Consider the following 17,962-nt stretch of genomic DNA (forward strand, 5'->3'; position numbering starts at 1 on the left):
CTTTAAATTGTTTGTAGTAATTTCAAAGCACCTTTGACAAGCGAAGCAGTATCTTCACCCTCACAGGCACTCAGTGCTTTTGAAATCTTATCTTTTTTAAATCCAAGTGCTTCAAGCGCTTCACTTGCTTCATTGTAAGCGGCAGAAGCAGACGGCTGCGCACCGCTGCTGAGCATCTCCGCATCAAAACCATTTAGCTCAACCAAGATGCGCCCTGCACTTTTTGGCCCTATTCCCGGAACTTTCTGCACTGCTTTGACATCTTTGTTGCTGAGTATCGTTGCGAACTGTGCCGGTGTGTAGGTCGAGCATATAGCCATTGCGACCTTTGGTCCGACACCGTTTATCTTGATAAGCCGGGTAAAAAGCTTTTTCTCCTGTATATCCATAAATCCATACAGCAAATTTGCATCTTCACGAATTATCTGGGAAGTGACAAGGGAGACCTCATCACTCGGCAATGCAGAAAAAGTATGTAATGATATAAAAACTTCATAAACGACACCGTTTACATTCACATGCACAAAAGAGGGTTCTTTGTAAATAACCTTCCCGTTCAATCCTACTATCATTCTTTCTCTTCCTTACTCGTCTAACGGACGAATGGCATAATCTCCGTCACTTAACTCTACTAAACCGAAAATTTTATCATCAGAACCTTCAAGCGGTTTATAAACCAACTCCATAGGCGGATCGACAAGTTTGAATTTGATCTCATTGTATCCTATCCACTTATCATGATTGATGATTCTTGCATCGAGGATATTGTCTTGAAAAGATGCTGTTCGTGTCGTTAAAAGATTTAACTTTTCCTGCTTTAGAGTAAACTCTTCTTTCAACTCTTTAAGCCGTTCCTGCATTCTTTGGAACTGCTTGTACTTTTTCACAAAACTCTCCGGCATTTTCACTTTATTCTTTTGGTAATGCAGTAAGCGTTTTTTGATCTCTAAAAATGCAGGTGTACCGTTTTTAACCAAAGTCGTATATTTTTCAATTTCTTTTTTCAACTCACGCAAACGCAGCTTTATCTCTTTGATCTTCTCTTCATTATCTTCAACAGAATTTTGTACATCTCGGCTTAAAAGCGGATCAATTGTAAAAATGTTTTCACTGCCGAGCATTTTTTTAATCTCAATCTTACGTGTTGCAGTTGCTTTTACATGGGACGCACAGATGCCTATCACAACTTCCTGCCCACGAATAACACCCCCGAGTGCCTGTGCCACATCAACATTCTCACCTTCTACAACACCATGTTCAAGACGGGTAATGTGTACATTTTTACCGTACGCTTCTCCTTTGTGAACATTGATCTCAAGTTCATCTGCCGTTATCCTCGCCGTTTTATGTGTCTGACCACCAATATTGGCTTTTTTTGCGACAACAGAAGCGTTTGAGCCGACATTACCGTCTATTTCTATCTCTGTCACTTCCACTTTCATACCACTGCCGATGGCATCTTTAATGGCGTCTGCTTCTTTCACGGTTATATTGACATCCGAATCCACACCGCTGTCGATAGAGCCCGTTGTCTTAAAACTAATGGCATCAACATCGACATCTTTTTTGATGACATAGGTGTTGTCTTCAAAGGCGATATAACCATTTTCATCAGCATAATATTTTATAGAGTCTTCATCTTCAACGACTTTAATATTGTCACTAACCTTGAAGTTTGGTTCATTTGCAATAACAGGCTCTTTTGGTTCCATATACTCACCACGACAGTTACGTCCCGGCTTACCCATTTTCGCCTTGACGTACTCAATAAGTAAATCACCCTTTTGAACACTTTGAATAAAACCGCGTGAAGCGTAATCCACACGTTCATTGTCATTGAGTTCTTTCGTGTTTTCATAATGCAGTATCAAAGCATCGTTGATCGTAGCTGTCGGCTCGTACCCCTCAGCTATAAGATGTGTCTCACTCTGCTCAAATTCCAATTTCTCGGCAATGCGAACGCGTGCGGATATCTGCGATGCAACACCTTCAACCATCGAATCAAACATATAGACAAGGATTCCGGCACGGACTTTCTTTGTATTTATCATCCCTAAAAGATCTTCTTCAAAATGCGGTATGTACTCCACTTTTGAACCTTGAGCGATGCTCAAATAGACTTTACACTTCGTAGCATTGGCACCAACAGCGAGTTTGAGGTCACGATAGTGGTCGTCTTTGGCAGGTTTTTTGGAAAAGACCTCTATCTCATAGGTCTGTTTTATCTGAAAATGTGGATTTAGAAGGAGTGCTTCATCATTGAAGTTTCGGGATTCTTCTGTGGATATCTCTTCCCACTCCGTCTCTTTACTTCCATCATAGATGCGGGTGTATGTTTGAACATCAAGCAGATTAAAATCAAGGAGTTCCGCTTCCATTTCATAAGACTTCGCAATTTTAAAGAGCTCTTTTGCCACATTCTGTGTACGAACGACGGTTGGTCGAACTTTTTTAAGTGCAGGAGTCTTTTTGCTTGAGCCAAACAGTGCCATTATCTATCCATTTATTTTGTTAGAGGAGATTTTAACCAAATATTTGTTAAAATATCGTAAAACTTACAAAGAAGCCTATGTTTAAAGCAATATTCACCAATAGTTTTGGTATTTTATTTTCTCGAATTCTCGGATTTATCAGGGATCTTTTAACAGCGTCTGTACTTGGAGCCTCTCTCTACAGCGACATCTTTTTTATTGCTTTTAAACTACCAAATCTCTTTCGCAGAATCTTCGCCGAAGGCGCTTTCACGCAGGTCTTCATTCCGGCATTTGCACGCAGTCGGCATAAAGCGGTCTTTTCTATCCATATCTTTATCGTTTTTCTCTCTATTATCCTGATTATAACGCTTCTGGTAAACCTGCTTCCAGAGCTCTTTACAAAAGCCATAGCGACAGGTTTCAGTGCTGAGACTATCGAGACCGCAGCACCTTATGTCGCCATAAATTTCTGGTATCTGCCACTCATCTTTTGTGTCACATTTTTAGCTTCCATACTGCAGTACAGACACCACTTTGCGACGACGGCTTTTGCAACAGCACTCCTAAACCTCTCTCTCATCGCCGCTTTGCTTCTCTCACGCAACAAAGAGAGTGCCGAGATCGTTTACTATCTTAGTTTTGGTGTTGTTATCGGCGGTATTTTACAGCTAGTTGCTCACATCACAGCTATCTATAAAATGGGACTTTGCAGGCTGCTTATTGGCGGTTTTAAGCATCTGCGTGAGAAATCGCGTCTTATCACAGAAGATACAAAAAAATTCCGCGGCAATTTCTTCCCTGCCATCTGGGGAAATTCAACAGCGCAGATATCCGCCTTTTTAGATACTTTCTTAGCCTCGTTTTTGGCAACGGGCTCCATCTCTTACCTTTATTATGCAAATAGAATATTTCAGCTTCCATTAGCGCTTTTTGCCATTGCAACCTCTGTCGCACTTTTTCCAAGAGTTGCCAAATATCTCAAAAATGCCGATGAAGAAAAAGCCCTGCAAAACCTGCAAAAAGCTTTCTGGTTCTTGATATTTTTGCTCACAGCAAGCGCCATCGGCGGCATCGTCCTTTCTCATGAGATCATTACGCTGTTGTTCCAACGAGGTGCTTTTGACGCACAAGACACAGAGCACACAGCCGTCGTTTTGACGATGTATCTCATAGGACTGCTTCCGTTTGGTCTGCAAAAGCTCTTTGTACTCTGGCTCTATGCAAAAGAGCAGCAAATGCGTGCGGCCAAGATAGCGACGATCTCATTGGCCGTTTACATCGTCTTTGCACTCGCTTTTATCTCTCCTTTGGGTGTGGCCGGTCTTGCCCTTGCCAGTACGCTCGGCGGGTTTGCCAGCCTGTTTTTCACCATTAAAGTTTTCGGAGTGAAAAACTTTTTTGTTATACTTCGCTCAAAGAACCTGCTCTATCTTGTTGTGAGCGCTATTTTATTTACTGCTTTGTTGGTAGTTTTTAAGGATTTTATCAGTGTATATATATGATTCCGTACAAAAGAAAAAACGTAAGTTCGAGCCGCTTGTAGAAGGCAAAGCCACGCTTTATGTCTGTGGTCCGACAGTCTATGACGATGCCCATCTCGGTCACGCGAAATCCGCCCTTGTTTTTGACCTGCTCACGCGAGTACTGCGTGCAAACGGCTACGATGTCATCTATGCACGCAACATTACGGACATTGACGACAAGATCATCAAAAAAGCCATAGAGCAGAAAAAAGACATCAAAAGCATCACTGATTTCTACACGGAAGCTTTTCACAATGAAATGGCGGCCATCGGTGTCAAACGTCCCGATATTGAGCCAAAGGCAACAGAATCACTTGAAGCGATGTATATGATGATAGAAGAGCTCATAGAACATGGTCATGCTTATAAAACAAGTGACGGTGATGTCTATTTTGACACCAAAAGCGATCATGAATACCTCAGCCTTTCACACAGAATTCAAGAAGATGAGCAGAGACAGGAGAGGGTTGAGAGTTCTGAACAAAAGAGAAATTCTGCCGATTTCGCACTCTGGAAATCCGTCAAAGATGATACGATCACTTTCGATTCTCCTTTTGGTCCGGGACGTCCCGGATGGCACCTTGAATGTTCTGCCATGATAGAAAAGCATCTCGCTTACAAAGAGAAGCCTTTTGCCATCGACATTCACGGCGGCGGAGCAGATCTGCTCTTTCCGCATCATGAAAATGAAGCCGCACAAACACGATGTGCAACAAATCATGAACTCGCGAACTACTGGATGCACAACGGTTTTGTCAACATCGAAGGCGAGAAGATGAGCAAATCGCTCGGCAACAGTTTCTTCCTAAAGGATGCCCTGCGTGAGTATGACGGCGAAGTTCTTAGATTTTATCTCTTAAGTACCCATTACCGTGCAAACTTCAACTTCAATACACAGGACCTCGAAGCTTCCAAAAAACGGCTTGACAGACTCTACCGACTCAAAAAACGTCTTTTTGGATTGACTGGCAGTGAAGATGAGACCGCTTTTACAAAAGAGCTTTTAAACGCACTCAATGATGATATGAACATATCTTCTGCCTTAGCACTTATCGATGAGATGATAGGTCAAGCAAATGAAACACTTGACACTCCAGGAAAACATAAAATTCTTAAACGTGAAACGATTGCAAATCTCGCTTTTATAGAGAAAGTTCTAGGCTTTGGTGTAAAAAACCCTTATGAATACTTCCAATTTGGCGTGGATGAAGCAACGAAAGAGAGATTAAACACTCTCATAGAAGAGAGAAATGCGGCAAAAAAAGAGAAAGACTTTGAACGCTCAGACAAACTGCGCGACGAGATCTTAACTTATGGTGTCAACCTGATGGATACGCCACAGGGAACTTTTTGGGAGAAGGTGTAGCTTTTGCTCAAACTTCTTTCACTTTTGCTTCTTTTTACGTTTTTACAGGCAAAAGAGATCTCACCCCTGCACAAATTCAAAGCTGTCGGTTATGTCAGTGATTTTGTCGTTACACCGACTAGACTTTATGCTGCAGGAGATGAAGGCATTGTCACAGTATTTGATCTTAAAACGAAAAAAATCACAGAACTCATTGAGGTGGAACCTATCGTTACAGATACAGGAGAGCTACAGGCACCGAGAATTTTAAGTATTGATTATAACAACGGCAAACTGCTTCTTGTATCAATCGGTAAAGATTTTTACAGAGATGTTTGGATCTATAAAGATCATAAACTTACAAAAATAATCGGGCAAAAAGCAAAACTGACCATTAAAGAAGCACGTTTCATTGATGATGAGAAGATACTGCTTGCCACATTCGCTTCTGAGATTATCCTGCATGACAGGAGTGAACACTATAACATTTACAAAAGACATATCACACAAAGCACACTCGGAGACATTACCCTCACGCAAGACAAAAAGCATGTTGTTATGGCTGATGAGAGTGGAGAAGTACGCATTTTAGATGTTACGAGTTCTCAAACTCTGCAGGTTCTTAAAAGTGAAAATGTAGATAATGTTTTTCATGTTGCTCACGCAAACGGTATAACAATAACGGCTGGACAGGACAGACGCGTGGCAGTGTATAACAAAAAAAGAGCTCCCTACCATCTTAAAAGCGATTTTCTCGTCTACTGTGTAGGCATAACACCAAGCGGGAAAACCGGCATCTATTCAAGCGGAGTTAAAAACAAACTGCAGCTTTTTTCTACACACACGAAACAAAAACTCGACATACTGACAGGGCATTCAGCTCTTGTGAACCAGATAAAGTTCATTAACGAAAAAGAGCTCTACAGCAGTGAGAATAGCCCCTTTATATATTATTGGAAACTACAGTAAGGAACTTATATGACTACCCAAGAGATCATCACACTCATTGAAAAAAATGCAGCAGGTACGACTGAAGAATTTCAACGTCTTTTTCATGGACGCGGAGGTTTGTATGAAGACTGGAGACATCTTACCGTTGATTCTATAGACAATATCATAAGTGTTTCATTGTACTTTGAAGAGCCGAGTGAAGCAGAGTTTATAGAGAAAATAAGTGCGTTTACAAACAAGAGTGAAAAATATGACACATTAGTCGTGCAAAGACGATACATCAAAGGCGCACCAAGTGAAGTCCTGATCGGAAAAGTACCCGACGATTTGACAATCACTGAAAACGGTATGCGATTCAAACTCAATCTGCTCTCAAACAAAAACAGCTACTACTTTCCAGATATGAAAAACGGCCGTGCTTTCATTCGTGAGAATGCAGAGGGTAAGCATATCCTCAATCTCTTCTCTTATACCTGCGCCTTTTCAGTGGCGGCAAAACTCGGAGGAGCAAAGAGTGTTGTCAACATCGATATGAGCAAAGGCGCACTCAAAGTCGGCATGGCAAACCATTCACTCAATAATTTAGACCCAAAAGGAACAAGTTTCCTGCCGTATAACATTTTGAAATCATTTTCAAACATTAAAAGAAAAGGGCCGTATGATATCATCATCATCGATCCGCCGACATTTCAAAGAGGCAGCTTTGAAGCAAGTAAAGATTATGAGAAGATCATCAAAAAACTACCGCAGATTGCCAGTGACAACTGTCTTCTTTTAGCCTGTTTGAACTCTCCCGAACTAGACAGCGATTTCATCATCAATATGATGCAGAAATTCGCCCCTAGTTTCCAGTTTGTAAAACGTCTTGAAAATGTAGAAGAGTTCAAAAGTGCAGATGAGGCGAGAAGCCTCAAAAATCTAGTTTTTATTCGTCAGTAATATTATTTCTCAGGTGGAAATTTCTGCATCAATTCTTGAATGATTTTGTTGGTATATTTTCGTTTTTCTTGTGGAGTTTTCTGCTCTTGTAACTCCAGAGTACCTACAGTTCTGTAAACGATCTTTTTTGTTTTTGGATCAAGACCATCTACAACAATCGTTCCCTCAGTATAGTTGTAAGTTCGCGGTGTGGCGATCATCGCACCACCATAACCAAAACCACGATAACCAATCATTTGATAATCAGTCGTTATATTCACCTTGTCTTTTGCGCCGTAATGGTAAACAAAAACCATATCTGCACCCTTTTGTACATACTTGTATCCTCGAAATTCCAGCGTTTTACGGAGTGCATCTGTTATTCGTTTATTGACCAGCTCACTCTCACCTTCTTTAGCATAATGTTTGATGCTAAAACTTTTCACTCTGGAAAAATCATACCCTTCATCATAATCTACATTAACGCTAAGCGTTGAACAACTAACTAAAAAAACCACTACTAACGTTAAGAAAAAATATCGCACAGCATTATTCACAGTATGTTGCCAACAAACCGTTTCGGAGTGTTTCATAGGTTTCTTGACCTTGAAGCTTTTTAACAATACTCAATCCAAAACAGAGTGCCGTAGCAGGTCCGCGTGAGGTCATGACATTTTTATCTTCGACGACCATTGCTTTATCACCTTGATATCCCTTTGTCTGTATCTCATTTTCCACAGACGGGTAGCAGGTATACTTCTCTTTTAAAACACCTGCCTTGTCAAGAGCATATGGTGCAGCGCAGATAGCACCGATGTTCTTTCCTTTTACATCCATCTCACGCAGAAGATTTTGCACGTTTGCATCGTCTGCCAAAGCATGCGTACCGTCCCAGCCGCCTGGAAGGACAACCATATCAAGTTCATCTGCTGTAATATCTTTTACTTCTACATCGGCCTGAATCGTGATGCCGTTTGCACCTTGCACGAGCATATTGTCACTCAGTGCAGCGATGATGACATCCACACCTCCACGACGCAGCACGTCAATAATGCTCACAGCTTCTATCTCTTCAAATCCTCTTGCCAATGGCACTAAAACTTTACTCATTGTTGCTCCTTTATGACAAATTATAATAGATATTGTAACACTTCATTTTTAACCTTTATTTAAAGCCTATTTAAAGGAGAATGAGCTATCATTGTTAACAATTTCAGGGATATTTTATGAAAAAGAGACTCTTAGCCTTATTCAGCTTGTTTATTTTATTTTTCACGGCATGTAATCAACAGCAGGAAAAGCCGCTTCATATTGCGACAAATTCATGGATAGGCTATGCACCGCTTTTTTACGCAAAAGAAAAAGGGTATCTGGGTGAACTTAACATTAAACTTATAACAAATGTTTCCCTTGCAGAAGCAGCAGATGTCTACGATATTGGCAAAGCTGAGATGGTGACAACGACACAGCATGAGTACTACTCTTTAAAAAATTCCGGACATAAGATTGTACCTGTCATTTTATTTGACCGCTCGAACGGAGGTGATCTCATTCTATCAAATAAATCTCTTGAGGAACTAAAAAGCGCCAAAAAAATATTTGCCTATCTGGAAATTGACTCTATCAACGCTGAAATTCTCAAAGATTTTATAAAACACTACAATATCGATGAAAAAAAGATCACCTTTATCAATAAAGATCAGGCACAGATCGAAGAGATAGAACCTCTTAAAAGCGAAAACATGCTGATAGTCACCTATGTGCCTTACAATTTAAAACTACAGAAAAAAGGTTTTAAAGAGGTCGCTTCTACAAAAAATATGAACACTATTATGGTGATTGATGCACTGTGTGCCAATAAAAATATAATAACGCAGGAAGCAAAACGACTTCAAAAACTCAAACATATTATCGACAGATCCATCGATGAACTCACAGCAGATAAAAAAAGCTCTTACAAGCTTATAAAATCTTATCTCGGTAATATGAGCTACAACGATTACGTTGAGTCATTTCAACTCATTAAATGGATAAACAAGCCTTCTCCACAACTCTTAAAACGGATAGAACCAATGGGATATAAAAAAGAAGACCTGATACAATGAAAAACATATCTATAAAGTTTTTTACAATTATTGCCCTGCTTCTTCTTCTTGCAAACGGCAGCTATATTTTTTATAATTTTTTTCAGGATTCAAAAAATACCACAGCGACTCTGCTCGAAGAAAATATTCAGGTAAATCTCCTCAACCTCAAACACTTTTTAGATAAGAATCTTAAAACAAACAACATCAATCAACTGACAGCATACCTTGACAATATCGTCCACAGTAACACACTTATTTCTGACATTCATATCATAAATGATGAAAAAAAACTGCTCTATGCAACAGACAGAGATGAAACTCTTTTTCACAAAGGCATAGAGTGTACACCTTTGACAGATATCATCCACACTGATATCTTCAATGAAGAGTGTTACAGTTTCTCAGTAAAACTCTATAATGGTCTCACACCTTACTATTACACAACAGATGTCTATCTCAATAAAGAGTACCTCGATTCTCTTATGAAAGATAAAATACTCAAGTATACGACTCTTTTTGTTCTCAGTTTTGTCTTCTTTATGTTTCTTTTATGGGCAATAATCAACATGCTTGTTGTAAAACCGCTTGAACTCCTGCGACAGTTTGCCTATTACTCCACAAAAGTTCCTCAGCAGTTTTTCATTCAGGAGCTTGAAAGTATCCGATACTCTCTTGACCTTACTTTTAAACGACTTAAGGATGAACAGCGTGAACTTTTCAACATTTCGACAAAAGACCCCTTAAGCGGTCTTTACAACCGCCTGAGTCTTATGGAAAAAATAAACTGGCTTATTTCAAAAGGCAAACGCTCCAACGCTCAGTTTGCCCTTCTCTTTTTAGATCTGGACAATTTTAAGAACATCAACGACTCCAGAGGTCATGAGTTTGGAGACGAGGTTCTTCAGCATGTTGCAAAAGTTCTGCTTTCTTCGGTAAGGGACAATGACATAGTCTCGAGAATCGGCGGTGATGAGTTTGTCATCGTTTTACCTGATCTACAAGACAATGAAGCCATTTTGGAAGTCATTCACAGAATTCAGGAACTGCTAAACAAACCTATTGTTATTGACAACTATAAATACAACGTAACCTGCAGTATAGGTATCACTATCTATCCAAAAGACGGTCAAGACGTTACAGCTCTTTTGAAAAATGCAGATATCGCCATGTACAAATCAAAAGATCTTGGCAAAAACAACTTTCACTTTTTCACAGAAAAACTCAATGATGAGATACAGGAAAAAATACATCTGCAACGCTTGATGTCCTCTGCTTTGGAAGAAGGTCATTTCCACCTCTATTATCAGCCAAAAGTTGATATCAAATCAAATAAGATAGTCGGCTGTGAAGCACTCATTCGCCTTATTGATCCTATTCACGGTCTTATTCCGCCAGACAAGTTCATTTATCTTGCAGAAGAGAACAACTTCATCATTCCTCTTGGAGAGTGGATCATTGAAGAGGCGACAAGACAGTTGAAGTCGTGGGAAAATACGCCACTTCAAGATCTACGTCTTGCTATCAATATCTCAGGTGTACAGTTCAAAGATAAGCAACTTATCCCTACGCTGCAAGATGCTATTGGAAAAATTGATAAAAATAAACTTGAGATAGAATTGACTGAATCCGTTTTAATGACGGATTTTGATGATAAACTCGATATAATCAAAAAGTTCAAAGATCTTGGCCTGCGGCTCTCTCTTGATGATTTTGGTACGGGTTACTCATCACTCTCATATCTGAAAAAGATCCCTTTTGACACACTGAAGATCGACAAAAGTTTCATCGATGACCTTCAAAACAAAAAAGATCAATCCTTTGTCAATATGATCGTAACCATAGCTGATGAGCTTGAACTCGATGTCGTGGCAGAAGGTGTCGAGAACAAAGAGCAGTTGGAATATCTCAAACGTATGAAGTGTGAGCAGTACCAGGGATACTACTGTTCAAAACCATTGCCTGCCAAAGAGTTTGAAGCTCTTTTTCTCGATCATACCTGTCACTAACCTTTGCTTTACTAAAATTTGAGTATAATCACTTTAATTTTTTAAAAGTGAAACCGTAATGATAAACTATGAATCTATAAAACCTTTGCTCTTTAAGCTGCAGCCAGAAAATGCACACCATATCGCTGAATGCGTGCTCAGACTGCCAAATATCTGCCAAATTCCTTTCAACCCCTTTTTAGAGTCACACTTTATCACTGATGATATCCTCACGCAGGATATCTTCGGACGTAAGTTTTACAACCCTGTCGGTCTTGGAGCAGGATTTGATAAAAATGCCACAATGATTCGAGGCATGCAAATCCTCGGGTTTGGTTTTACCGAGATCGGTACCGTCACACCAAAACCACAGCCCGGCAATCCAAAACCGAGAATGTGGCGCCACATAGAAGAAAAAAGCATCCAAAATGCCATGGGCTTTAACAATGACGGTGCTTATAAGGTCGTCAAAAGACTTAAACAACGCTATCCTTTCTCTACACCGATCGGTATCAATATCGGAAAGAACAAGATAACTCCGGAAAAAGAAGCGATAAACGACTACACGCATCTCATCAAAGCCTTTGACGGTTTGGGAGATTACTTCGTCATCAATATCTCTTCGCCAAATACTCCGGGACTGCGTGACCTTCAAAATGAAGCGTTCATCACAAGACTCTTTGCAGAAGCAAAAGCACTGACAAAGATGCCGATACTTCTGAAAATCGCTCCGGACATGACACCTGAAGATGCTGTAGCACTCACAACGTTAGCAGTACAAAAAGGTGCAGACGGCATCATCGCAACCAACACGACCATAGATTACTCACTTGTGCCACACCCTCACGCAGTAGGCGGGCTTAGCGGAGCAGTACTCAAAGAGAAAAGCTTTGCCATTTTTGAAGCCATTGCAAAAGAGCTTTATGCAAAGACGACACTTATCTCTGTCGGAGGAATTGATTCTGCAGAGGAAGCATATAAGCGCATCAAAGCCGGCGCTTCTCTTGTTCAGATACTCAGCGGCATCGTATTTGGCGGACCGGACATGATAATGAACATCAACAAAGAGCTCATAGAGCTGCTGCGTGCTGATGGCTACACAAATATCAGCCAGGCTGTCGGAGCGGATAGAAAATAATGAAAATATTTGCAACGCTACTGCTTGGCAGTTCGATGCTCTTTGCATCATCATTTATCACTTACAAAATAGACAACATAAAAAAAACAACTAAGAGCGAGATACACACTATGCCTTCACCACTACCGAAGTATGAAACGAAAACACTCAAGAACGGACTCCAGATCGTAGTCATTCCACTCCATAATGAAACAGATGTTGTCAGTACCGACATCTTTTACAAGGTCGGCAGCCGCAATGAAATGATGGGAAAAACAGGAATAGCCCATATGCTCGAGCATATGAACTTCAAAAGCACCAAACATCTTCAAGCCGGAGAGTTTGACAAAGAAGTCAAAAGCATCGGCGGCGTCAATAACGCTTCAACAAGCTTTGACTATACACACTACTTCATTAAATCATCATCAGAGAACTTTAAAAAATCGGTTGATCTTTTTGCGGAACTGATGGAAAATCTTAATCTTAAAGATGAGGAGTTCCAGCCTGAACGCAATGTCGTTATGGAAGAGAGACGCTGGAGAACAGACAACAATCCTATGGGATATCTCTACTTCAGACTCTTTAACAACGCCTATGTATATCATCCATACCACTGGACACCTATTGGTTTCATTAACGATATAAAAACATGGACCATAGATGACATTCGCAGCTTTCACTGTACCTATTATCAGCCGCAAAATGCAATCTTGATGGTAACGGGCGATATTGAACCGCAAAAGGTTTTTGATGAGGCAGAGTCTGCTTTTGGCAAAATTAAAAACAGCGGTGACATTCCTGTAGTAAAATTCGTAGAACCAAAACAGGACGGTCCAAAACGCGTTGTCATTCATAAAGAGAGTGAAGTTGAGATGATCGCCATTACATTTCACATCCCAAATTTTCAGCACAAAGACCAAGTGACGCTTAGTGTTATTTCAGAGATTCTTTACTCGGGAAAAAGTTCCCGTCTCTATAAAGAACTCATTGATAAACAACGTCTTGTAAACTCTGTCTATGCCTACAATATGGAAAACAAAGATCCGGGACTATTCATCTTCTTAGCAACCTGCAACCCAGGTGTAAAAGCGGAAACAGTGGAAAAAGAGCTTATCAAACAGATAGAGCGCATCAAAAATGAACCTGTTACAAAAGAAGAGCTAGAGAAAGTCAAAATCAATACAAAATCTGATTTTGTTTACTCGTTGGAGAGTTCAAGTTCCGTGGCAAACCTCTACGGAAGCTATCTTGTACGCGGTGATATAACTCCGCTTGAGAAGTACGAAGAGAACGTCAATAAAATAACAGCAAAAAAAGTCCAAAAAGCGGCACAGAAATATTTTGATTTCAACACGGCAACGACTGTTATTCTAAAAAAATAATTTAAATGCTAAACTCAGGGCGGCCTAAATAATAGCCCTGCAAGCAATCTACTCCAAGCTCGATGAGCACATCATGTTCCTCTTTTGTCTCAACCATTTCGGCAATCGTCTGCATAGACATATTACGGGCAAATTCTACGATTGCTTTTACAATGTTATATGCCGCTTTATCTTTATCGACATTTTTAATGATGCTCCCGTCAATTTTAAGGATGTCGATGTCAAGATTTATCATGTATCTGAAATTCGCATAGCCGCTTCCAAAGTCATCCAAGGCTATTAAAAATCCCATTGCTCTCAATTTGACAAGGCTCTGTTGGATCAACTCAAAGTTTTTAATCTCTTCATGTTCAAGTATTTCAATGGTAAGCCGCTCGGCCAATGCTCTTTTTCCTCCAAATGTAATCTGTAAAAGTTTCATTATGTCTTCATTTAAAATATCTTGAATATCCAAATTGATTGAAAGATGAATCTCTTTATTTGAGTTGAGCATTCCGATGGCCTTATCAAGAACAATTGCCGTAAGACTGACATAAACCTGCGTGTGGCGTATGGATGGTATAAAACTATTTGGTGGAATGATCTTGCCTTCTTTGTTCATCATACGAAGCAGCATCTCATATTTGACTATTTCACCTGTACGTGTATCATAGATAGGCTGAAAAGCACAGCGAATCCCTCCCTCATCGATTGCAAGACGGATATCACTGATGCGGTTCGATGCCTCACTCTCATACTTTTTCTTATCATCAAAGATCTCAACTCTGTTACGCCCCAAAGATTTGGCAATGTAGAGCTGTTCATCCGCTATTTTAATAGCTTCTTCAATGTTTTTGGCGCTGTAAGGAAAAGGATTGACTCCTATGGAGAGTGTCATCTTTATTTTGTTGTTATGACTGAAGATTTCATGTTTCATCACCGCTTCTCGAATTCTCTCTGCAACTTTAATTGATTCCTTGCTCTCTTGTTTATCCACAAGTAAAATAAACTCTTCGCCTCCAAAACGGATAAGCATATCCTCTTGACGTATATTCGACTTTATCTCATTGACGACAGCTATAAGGACGTCATCGCCGACATCATGACCAAAGTTGTCATTTACAAGCTTAAAATTATCCAGATCTATCATCATCAGATAGTAGTTTTGCAGTGATGTCGTTTCCAGAAATTCTGAGAGATATTGACGATTGTAAATTTTTGTAAGTGGGTCGATAAATGCCTTTTTCTTTGTTTTGTAGTAGAGATAAACCAAAATATACGCAAGCAAGAGCATAAAAAGCATAAAAGCCGTTATATAGAGAAAAATGCTCTCTATCGGATTTAAAATTTTTACAATTTCAGCATAAACATCGTATGTAAAGTCAGCACCCAGTACAGCAATGACTTTATTGTCTTTTACAATTGGATAGGCAACGGTAACCCATAATGAATCCAAATCATGCTGATCCGCTATCTGATACTTCTTTGTTTTATAAGCTTTATCCCAGATATCCGACTCTGTGTCGAATTTTTGGTTTAAAAAAGCTCGTTCTTCTTTATCTTCCGTTGCATCAAGCAAGTATCGGTATCTGTCGTTTTCATCTTTATAAAGCATATAAAGATACTTTACATCTTCACCCTGCAGTAAAGCGAGCTCATGTTCCAGCTCACTCGCCACCGAAGCATTATCTAAAATCATTTCGGCAAGATTCACTGTATAGTTTTTTTCTATGTTAAGAGCATACTTCTGCAGCAGATGCACCTTTTGATCGATAAGATGCTCTTTTATGACACTAAACACCCGCTCTTTAGCTTGAATAAATTCAAAATAAATAATCATCGATGCAATAGTGACAATGGGAATGATAACCGCTAGGATAACAAAGCTTTTATTGACTCTCAATCTACGGTTTATCATCATTTCTCTATGTACTTATCAAAACTTTTATCAAGTTTTATATGGTGTTTTTTGAGTCTGTAGTCATAAAAAAGAATATTCGGCCGTCCTTTTTGCCAAAAAAATGCACCGACAACATCAGGATTTTTAAGTTGTGAGTAACGGGTTCCAAATAACACCTTGTCCTTGCATGTCACAGGAAGATTTTTAAGTGTAGAAAGCAATACAACATCCGCTTCACTACACTGCGTGACAATCTCTATAGCTCCCGGATATGTTTCTAAAGCTTTGTTACTCTTGTATATACAGACTTTGGGATGCTCTTTTGCCGTCACAGCTCTGAGAACTTTATTAAAAATTGCCGACTCAAGCTCGATATCGCTTGCATGAAGAATATTTCCGATAATTACTAGTATTATAAGGAAAATTTTCAAAACAGATATTCCACACTTAGCATAAATTTTTGCTCAATGACAGGTACTTCAAGCAGTTTTGTAGTTGGCATAAGATTGTAGTAATATTTTCTAGTCAATCCTGCATTGAGTATATTTTCACCCTTGAGATTGATGTGAAGATCCGGTGTTACCCCATACTTTACCCCTGCAGAGTAGTCATAACCCGTATCAAGATTTTCAAATCCGTGATTGATAACAAGTTCATTGAAGATATCAAACTTCGAAACACTGTTTACCATTCGAATAAGATAGTTATAGTGTTCAACGCTTGTCGCTTCATTAGGCAGATTGAGCTGTGCATAATCAAATGCCAACTGTAGCTCATCTTTTTTTCTGAAAAAATAATGAAATTCCAAAGCAGCGTAATATGCCGTAAAATCATCTTTTGAATTTTGCATCACACCTAAATTGTCAGGAATAAGAAATTTTTTTGTTCGGTTATATCCAAAAACTATTTTTGACATCGTCTGCTCACCAGTACGACTTATCTCCTGTGTCAGAGACAAATACTCTTCGGGGTCTAAGTTTGGATTACCCACATGTGATTCTGCCGTCATAAAGGGTTCTGGAACAAACTCCTGATTTGATAGAAATGTCTTTGATACCCATTGTTTATTTGTATAGATATATGAAAGTCGTACTTGCGAAACATCTTCATCTTTCATAGCTTTATTTCTGTCATAGTGCTGCAGCATAGCAGAAAGACTTACGAGATTATTTTCTGAAAATGAAATGGCATCTTCTAAGAACAGCGAGTAGATATTTTCAGTGTCATATTTTTGCTGTGCTGGACTTGGAACTGAGTCATATTTAACATCATCTAGAGAAAAATTCTTATATCGAAACTGAACACCTGCACTGATAGCATGATTCTCAATTTTAAATTTTTTCTTTACAATGGCTGTCATCACTTCAGAATCAAATTGCTGATTCATCAAAGAGAAGCCTCCAGGTACAGGAGAACTATAGCTTGCATCATAACTGCCAGAACTATTAATATAAGAGAGATTAAAGGTCAAACTGTCATTTTGAAACTTAGAACCAAAAGAGGCATTTATAAATTTCTTTTCCAGATTAGTCTCTTTTGGAGCAGCATATGGCAACAATCCCAAAAAACCATCATGGTCTGTTGTAAACGCGTTTAGCTCTACTTTATAGTTCTCTTTTTCCAAAGAACCGTAAAAATGGTTTGTCGTTGTATCTCTTTTGACTGTTTGATTATCGACATCATAACTGTCTTGATTGTTTTGGGAATGATTTGCATAGACAAAATAAGCCATATCATCAACAAATCCTGCATTGTAGATATTTTCTTTGTGAGTTCCATGTAAAGCACCGAGAACTTTTACACGTGTCCCGGCATCTCTTTTTGCTTCTTTGGAGTACAGCCGTATAACAACAGTGGCCGGTTCAATTCCAAAATCAAAAGAAGGAAACCCTTCATAGATCTCTACATGATCAACAAAGTCCATCTCAATATTTCCAAAGAGATTAAAACCGCTTCCTGTAATCGGGAGGACAAGCTCATTGTCATTGAGATAAATTCTGACAGATTTTGAACTAAAGGCAACAGGATCAAGGTTAATCATATCAGGTTCGTTCACTCTGTTTTCAAGATATCTGAAAAATCGAATGGACTTAAGCACATCTTTGAGTGTTTCAACCTGCATACGCTCAAGGTCATCACGGGTATAGACGATGAGATGTCCTGCATTTTCATCTTTTGTCTTTTTGGAAAGTTCTGATTCTGTTTTATACTGATCCAACAAAGTATCAATATCAGATGCTTGCAAGATTACAGAAAAACCTAACAATACCAAAACAGACTTCACAAATAAATTTTTCAAAA

The 17,962-nt window shown here is 39.3% G+C and carries 15 protein-coding genes; 8 read left to right on the forward strand and 7 right to left on the reverse strand.

The genetic code is table 11. From position 1 onward, the window contains the following. Nucleotides 1-2: 2 nt before the first annotated feature. Nucleotides 3-572, reverse strand: a complete 570-nt coding sequence (ruvA, locus tag FM071_RS06280) for a Holliday junction branch migration protein RuvA (RefSeq protein ID WP_193109907.1) — start codon at nt 570-572, stop codon at nt 3-5. Nucleotides 573-584: 12 nt separating this feature from the next. Further along, nucleotides 585-2,492 (reverse strand): flagellar assembly protein A, encoded by a 1,908-nt coding sequence (locus tag FM071_RS06285; RefSeq protein WP_193109908.1) that lies wholly within the window; start codon nt 2,490-2,492, stop codon nt 585-587. A 77-nt stretch (nt 2,493-2,569) separates the two neighbouring features. Between FM071_RS06285 and murJ the strand changes: the two genes are divergently transcribed. The 4 genes from murJ to FM071_RS06305 are packed head-to-tail and all read left to right on the forward strand — an operon-like array spanning nt 2,570 to nt 7,232. Further along, a complete protein-coding gene (murJ, locus tag FM071_RS06290; protein WP_193109909.1) occupies nt 2,570-3,976 on the forward strand; it encodes a murein biosynthesis integral membrane protein MurJ in 1,407 nt (468 codons plus the stop codon). After that, nucleotides 3,963-5,363, forward strand: a complete 1,401-nt coding sequence (cysS, locus tag FM071_RS06295; RefSeq protein ID WP_193109910.1) for a cysteine--tRNA ligase — start codon at nt 3,963-3,965, stop codon at nt 5,361-5,363. The genes murJ and cysS overlap by 14 nt, the downstream gene beginning before the upstream one ends. A gap of 3 nt (nt 5,364-5,366) precedes the next feature. Further along, nucleotides 5,367-6,311, forward strand: a complete 945-nt coding sequence (locus FM071_RS06300; RefSeq protein ID WP_193109911.1) for a WD40 repeat domain-containing protein — start codon at nt 5,367-5,369, stop codon at nt 6,309-6,311. A 9-nt stretch (nt 6,312-6,320) separates the two neighbouring features. Next, entirely contained in the window at nt 6,321-7,232 is a 912-nt protein-coding gene (locus tag FM071_RS06305; protein ID WP_193109913.1) for a class I SAM-dependent methyltransferase, read from the forward strand. 2 nt (nt 7,233-7,234) lie between these two features. On the opposite strand, the gene FM071_RS06310 is transcribed toward FM071_RS06305, so the two are convergent. Both FM071_RS06310 and FM071_RS06315 read right to left on the reverse strand, forming a co-directional pair. After that, nucleotides 7,235-7,729, reverse strand: coding sequence for a DUF4136 domain-containing protein (locus FM071_RS06310; protein WP_226960502.1), 495 nt, complete (start codon nt 7,727-7,729; stop codon nt 7,235-7,237). Between the two features lie 31 nt (nt 7,730-7,760). Then, a complete protein-coding gene (locus tag FM071_RS06315) occupies nt 7,761-8,321 on the reverse strand; it encodes a DJ-1 family glyoxalase III (protein ID WP_193109917.1) in 561 nt (186 codons plus the stop codon). Between the two features lie 116 nt (nt 8,322-8,437). On the opposite strand from FM071_RS06315, the gene FM071_RS06320 reads away from it, so the two are divergent. From FM071_RS06320 to FM071_RS06335, 4 genes are all read left to right on the forward strand, one after another. Then, the gene (locus tag FM071_RS06320) at nt 8,438-9,316 is read left to right on the forward strand and encodes an ABC transporter substrate-binding protein (protein WP_193109919.1); all 879 of its coding nucleotides are present in this window, start codon (nt 8,438-8,440) and stop codon (nt 9,314-9,316) included. After that, nucleotides 9,313-11,304 carry a putative bifunctional diguanylate cyclase/phosphodiesterase gene (locus tag FM071_RS06325; protein ID WP_193109920.1) on the forward strand — a complete coding sequence of 664 codons (1,992 nt, stop codon included), beginning with the start codon at nt 9,313-9,315 and terminating at the stop codon, nt 11,302-11,304. Before FM071_RS06320 ends, FM071_RS06325 begins: the two co-directional genes overlap by 4 nt. A 58-nt stretch (nt 11,305-11,362) precedes the next feature. Then, nucleotides 11,363-12,421 carry a quinone-dependent dihydroorotate dehydrogenase gene (locus tag FM071_RS06330; RefSeq protein WP_193109922.1) on the forward strand — a complete coding sequence of 353 codons (1,059 nt, stop codon included), beginning with the start codon at nt 11,363-11,365 and terminating at the stop codon, nt 12,419-12,421. 110 nt (nt 12,422-12,531) lie between these two features. Beyond that, a complete protein-coding gene (locus FM071_RS06335; RefSeq protein ID WP_193112042.1) occupies nt 12,532-13,782 on the forward strand; it encodes a M16 family metallopeptidase in 1,251 nt (416 codons plus the stop codon). 1 nt (nt 13,783) lies between these two features. Here the strand turns inward: FM071_RS06335 and FM071_RS06340 are convergent, their stop codons facing one another. From FM071_RS06340 to FM071_RS06350, 3 genes are read right to left on the reverse strand one after another with little or no spacing between them, the layout of a single operon-like run. Next, complete coding sequence (locus FM071_RS06340; protein WP_193109924.1) at nt 13,784-15,679, reverse strand: EAL domain-containing protein; 1,896 nt, start codon at nt 15,677-15,679, stop codon at nt 13,784-13,786. Continuing rightward, nucleotides 15,679-16,092: a hypothetical protein gene (locus FM071_RS06345; RefSeq protein ID WP_193109926.1), complete on the reverse strand. Its 414-nt coding sequence runs from the start codon at nt 16,090-16,092 to the stop codon at nt 15,679-15,681. The genes FM071_RS06340 and FM071_RS06345 overlap by 1 nt, the downstream gene beginning before the upstream one ends. Beyond that, entirely contained in the window at nt 16,089-17,960 is a 1,872-nt protein-coding gene (locus tag FM071_RS06350) for a TonB-dependent receptor plug domain-containing protein (RefSeq protein WP_193109928.1), read from the reverse strand. Before FM071_RS06350 ends, FM071_RS06345 begins: the two co-directional genes overlap by 4 nt. Nucleotides 17,961-17,962: the final 2 nt, after the last annotated feature.

It is taken from the genome of Sulfurimonas paralvinellae (genome assembly GCF_014905135.1).
GTDB lineage: Bacteria > Campylobacterota > Campylobacteria > Campylobacterales > Sulfurimonadaceae > Sulfurimonas > Sulfurimonas paralvinellae.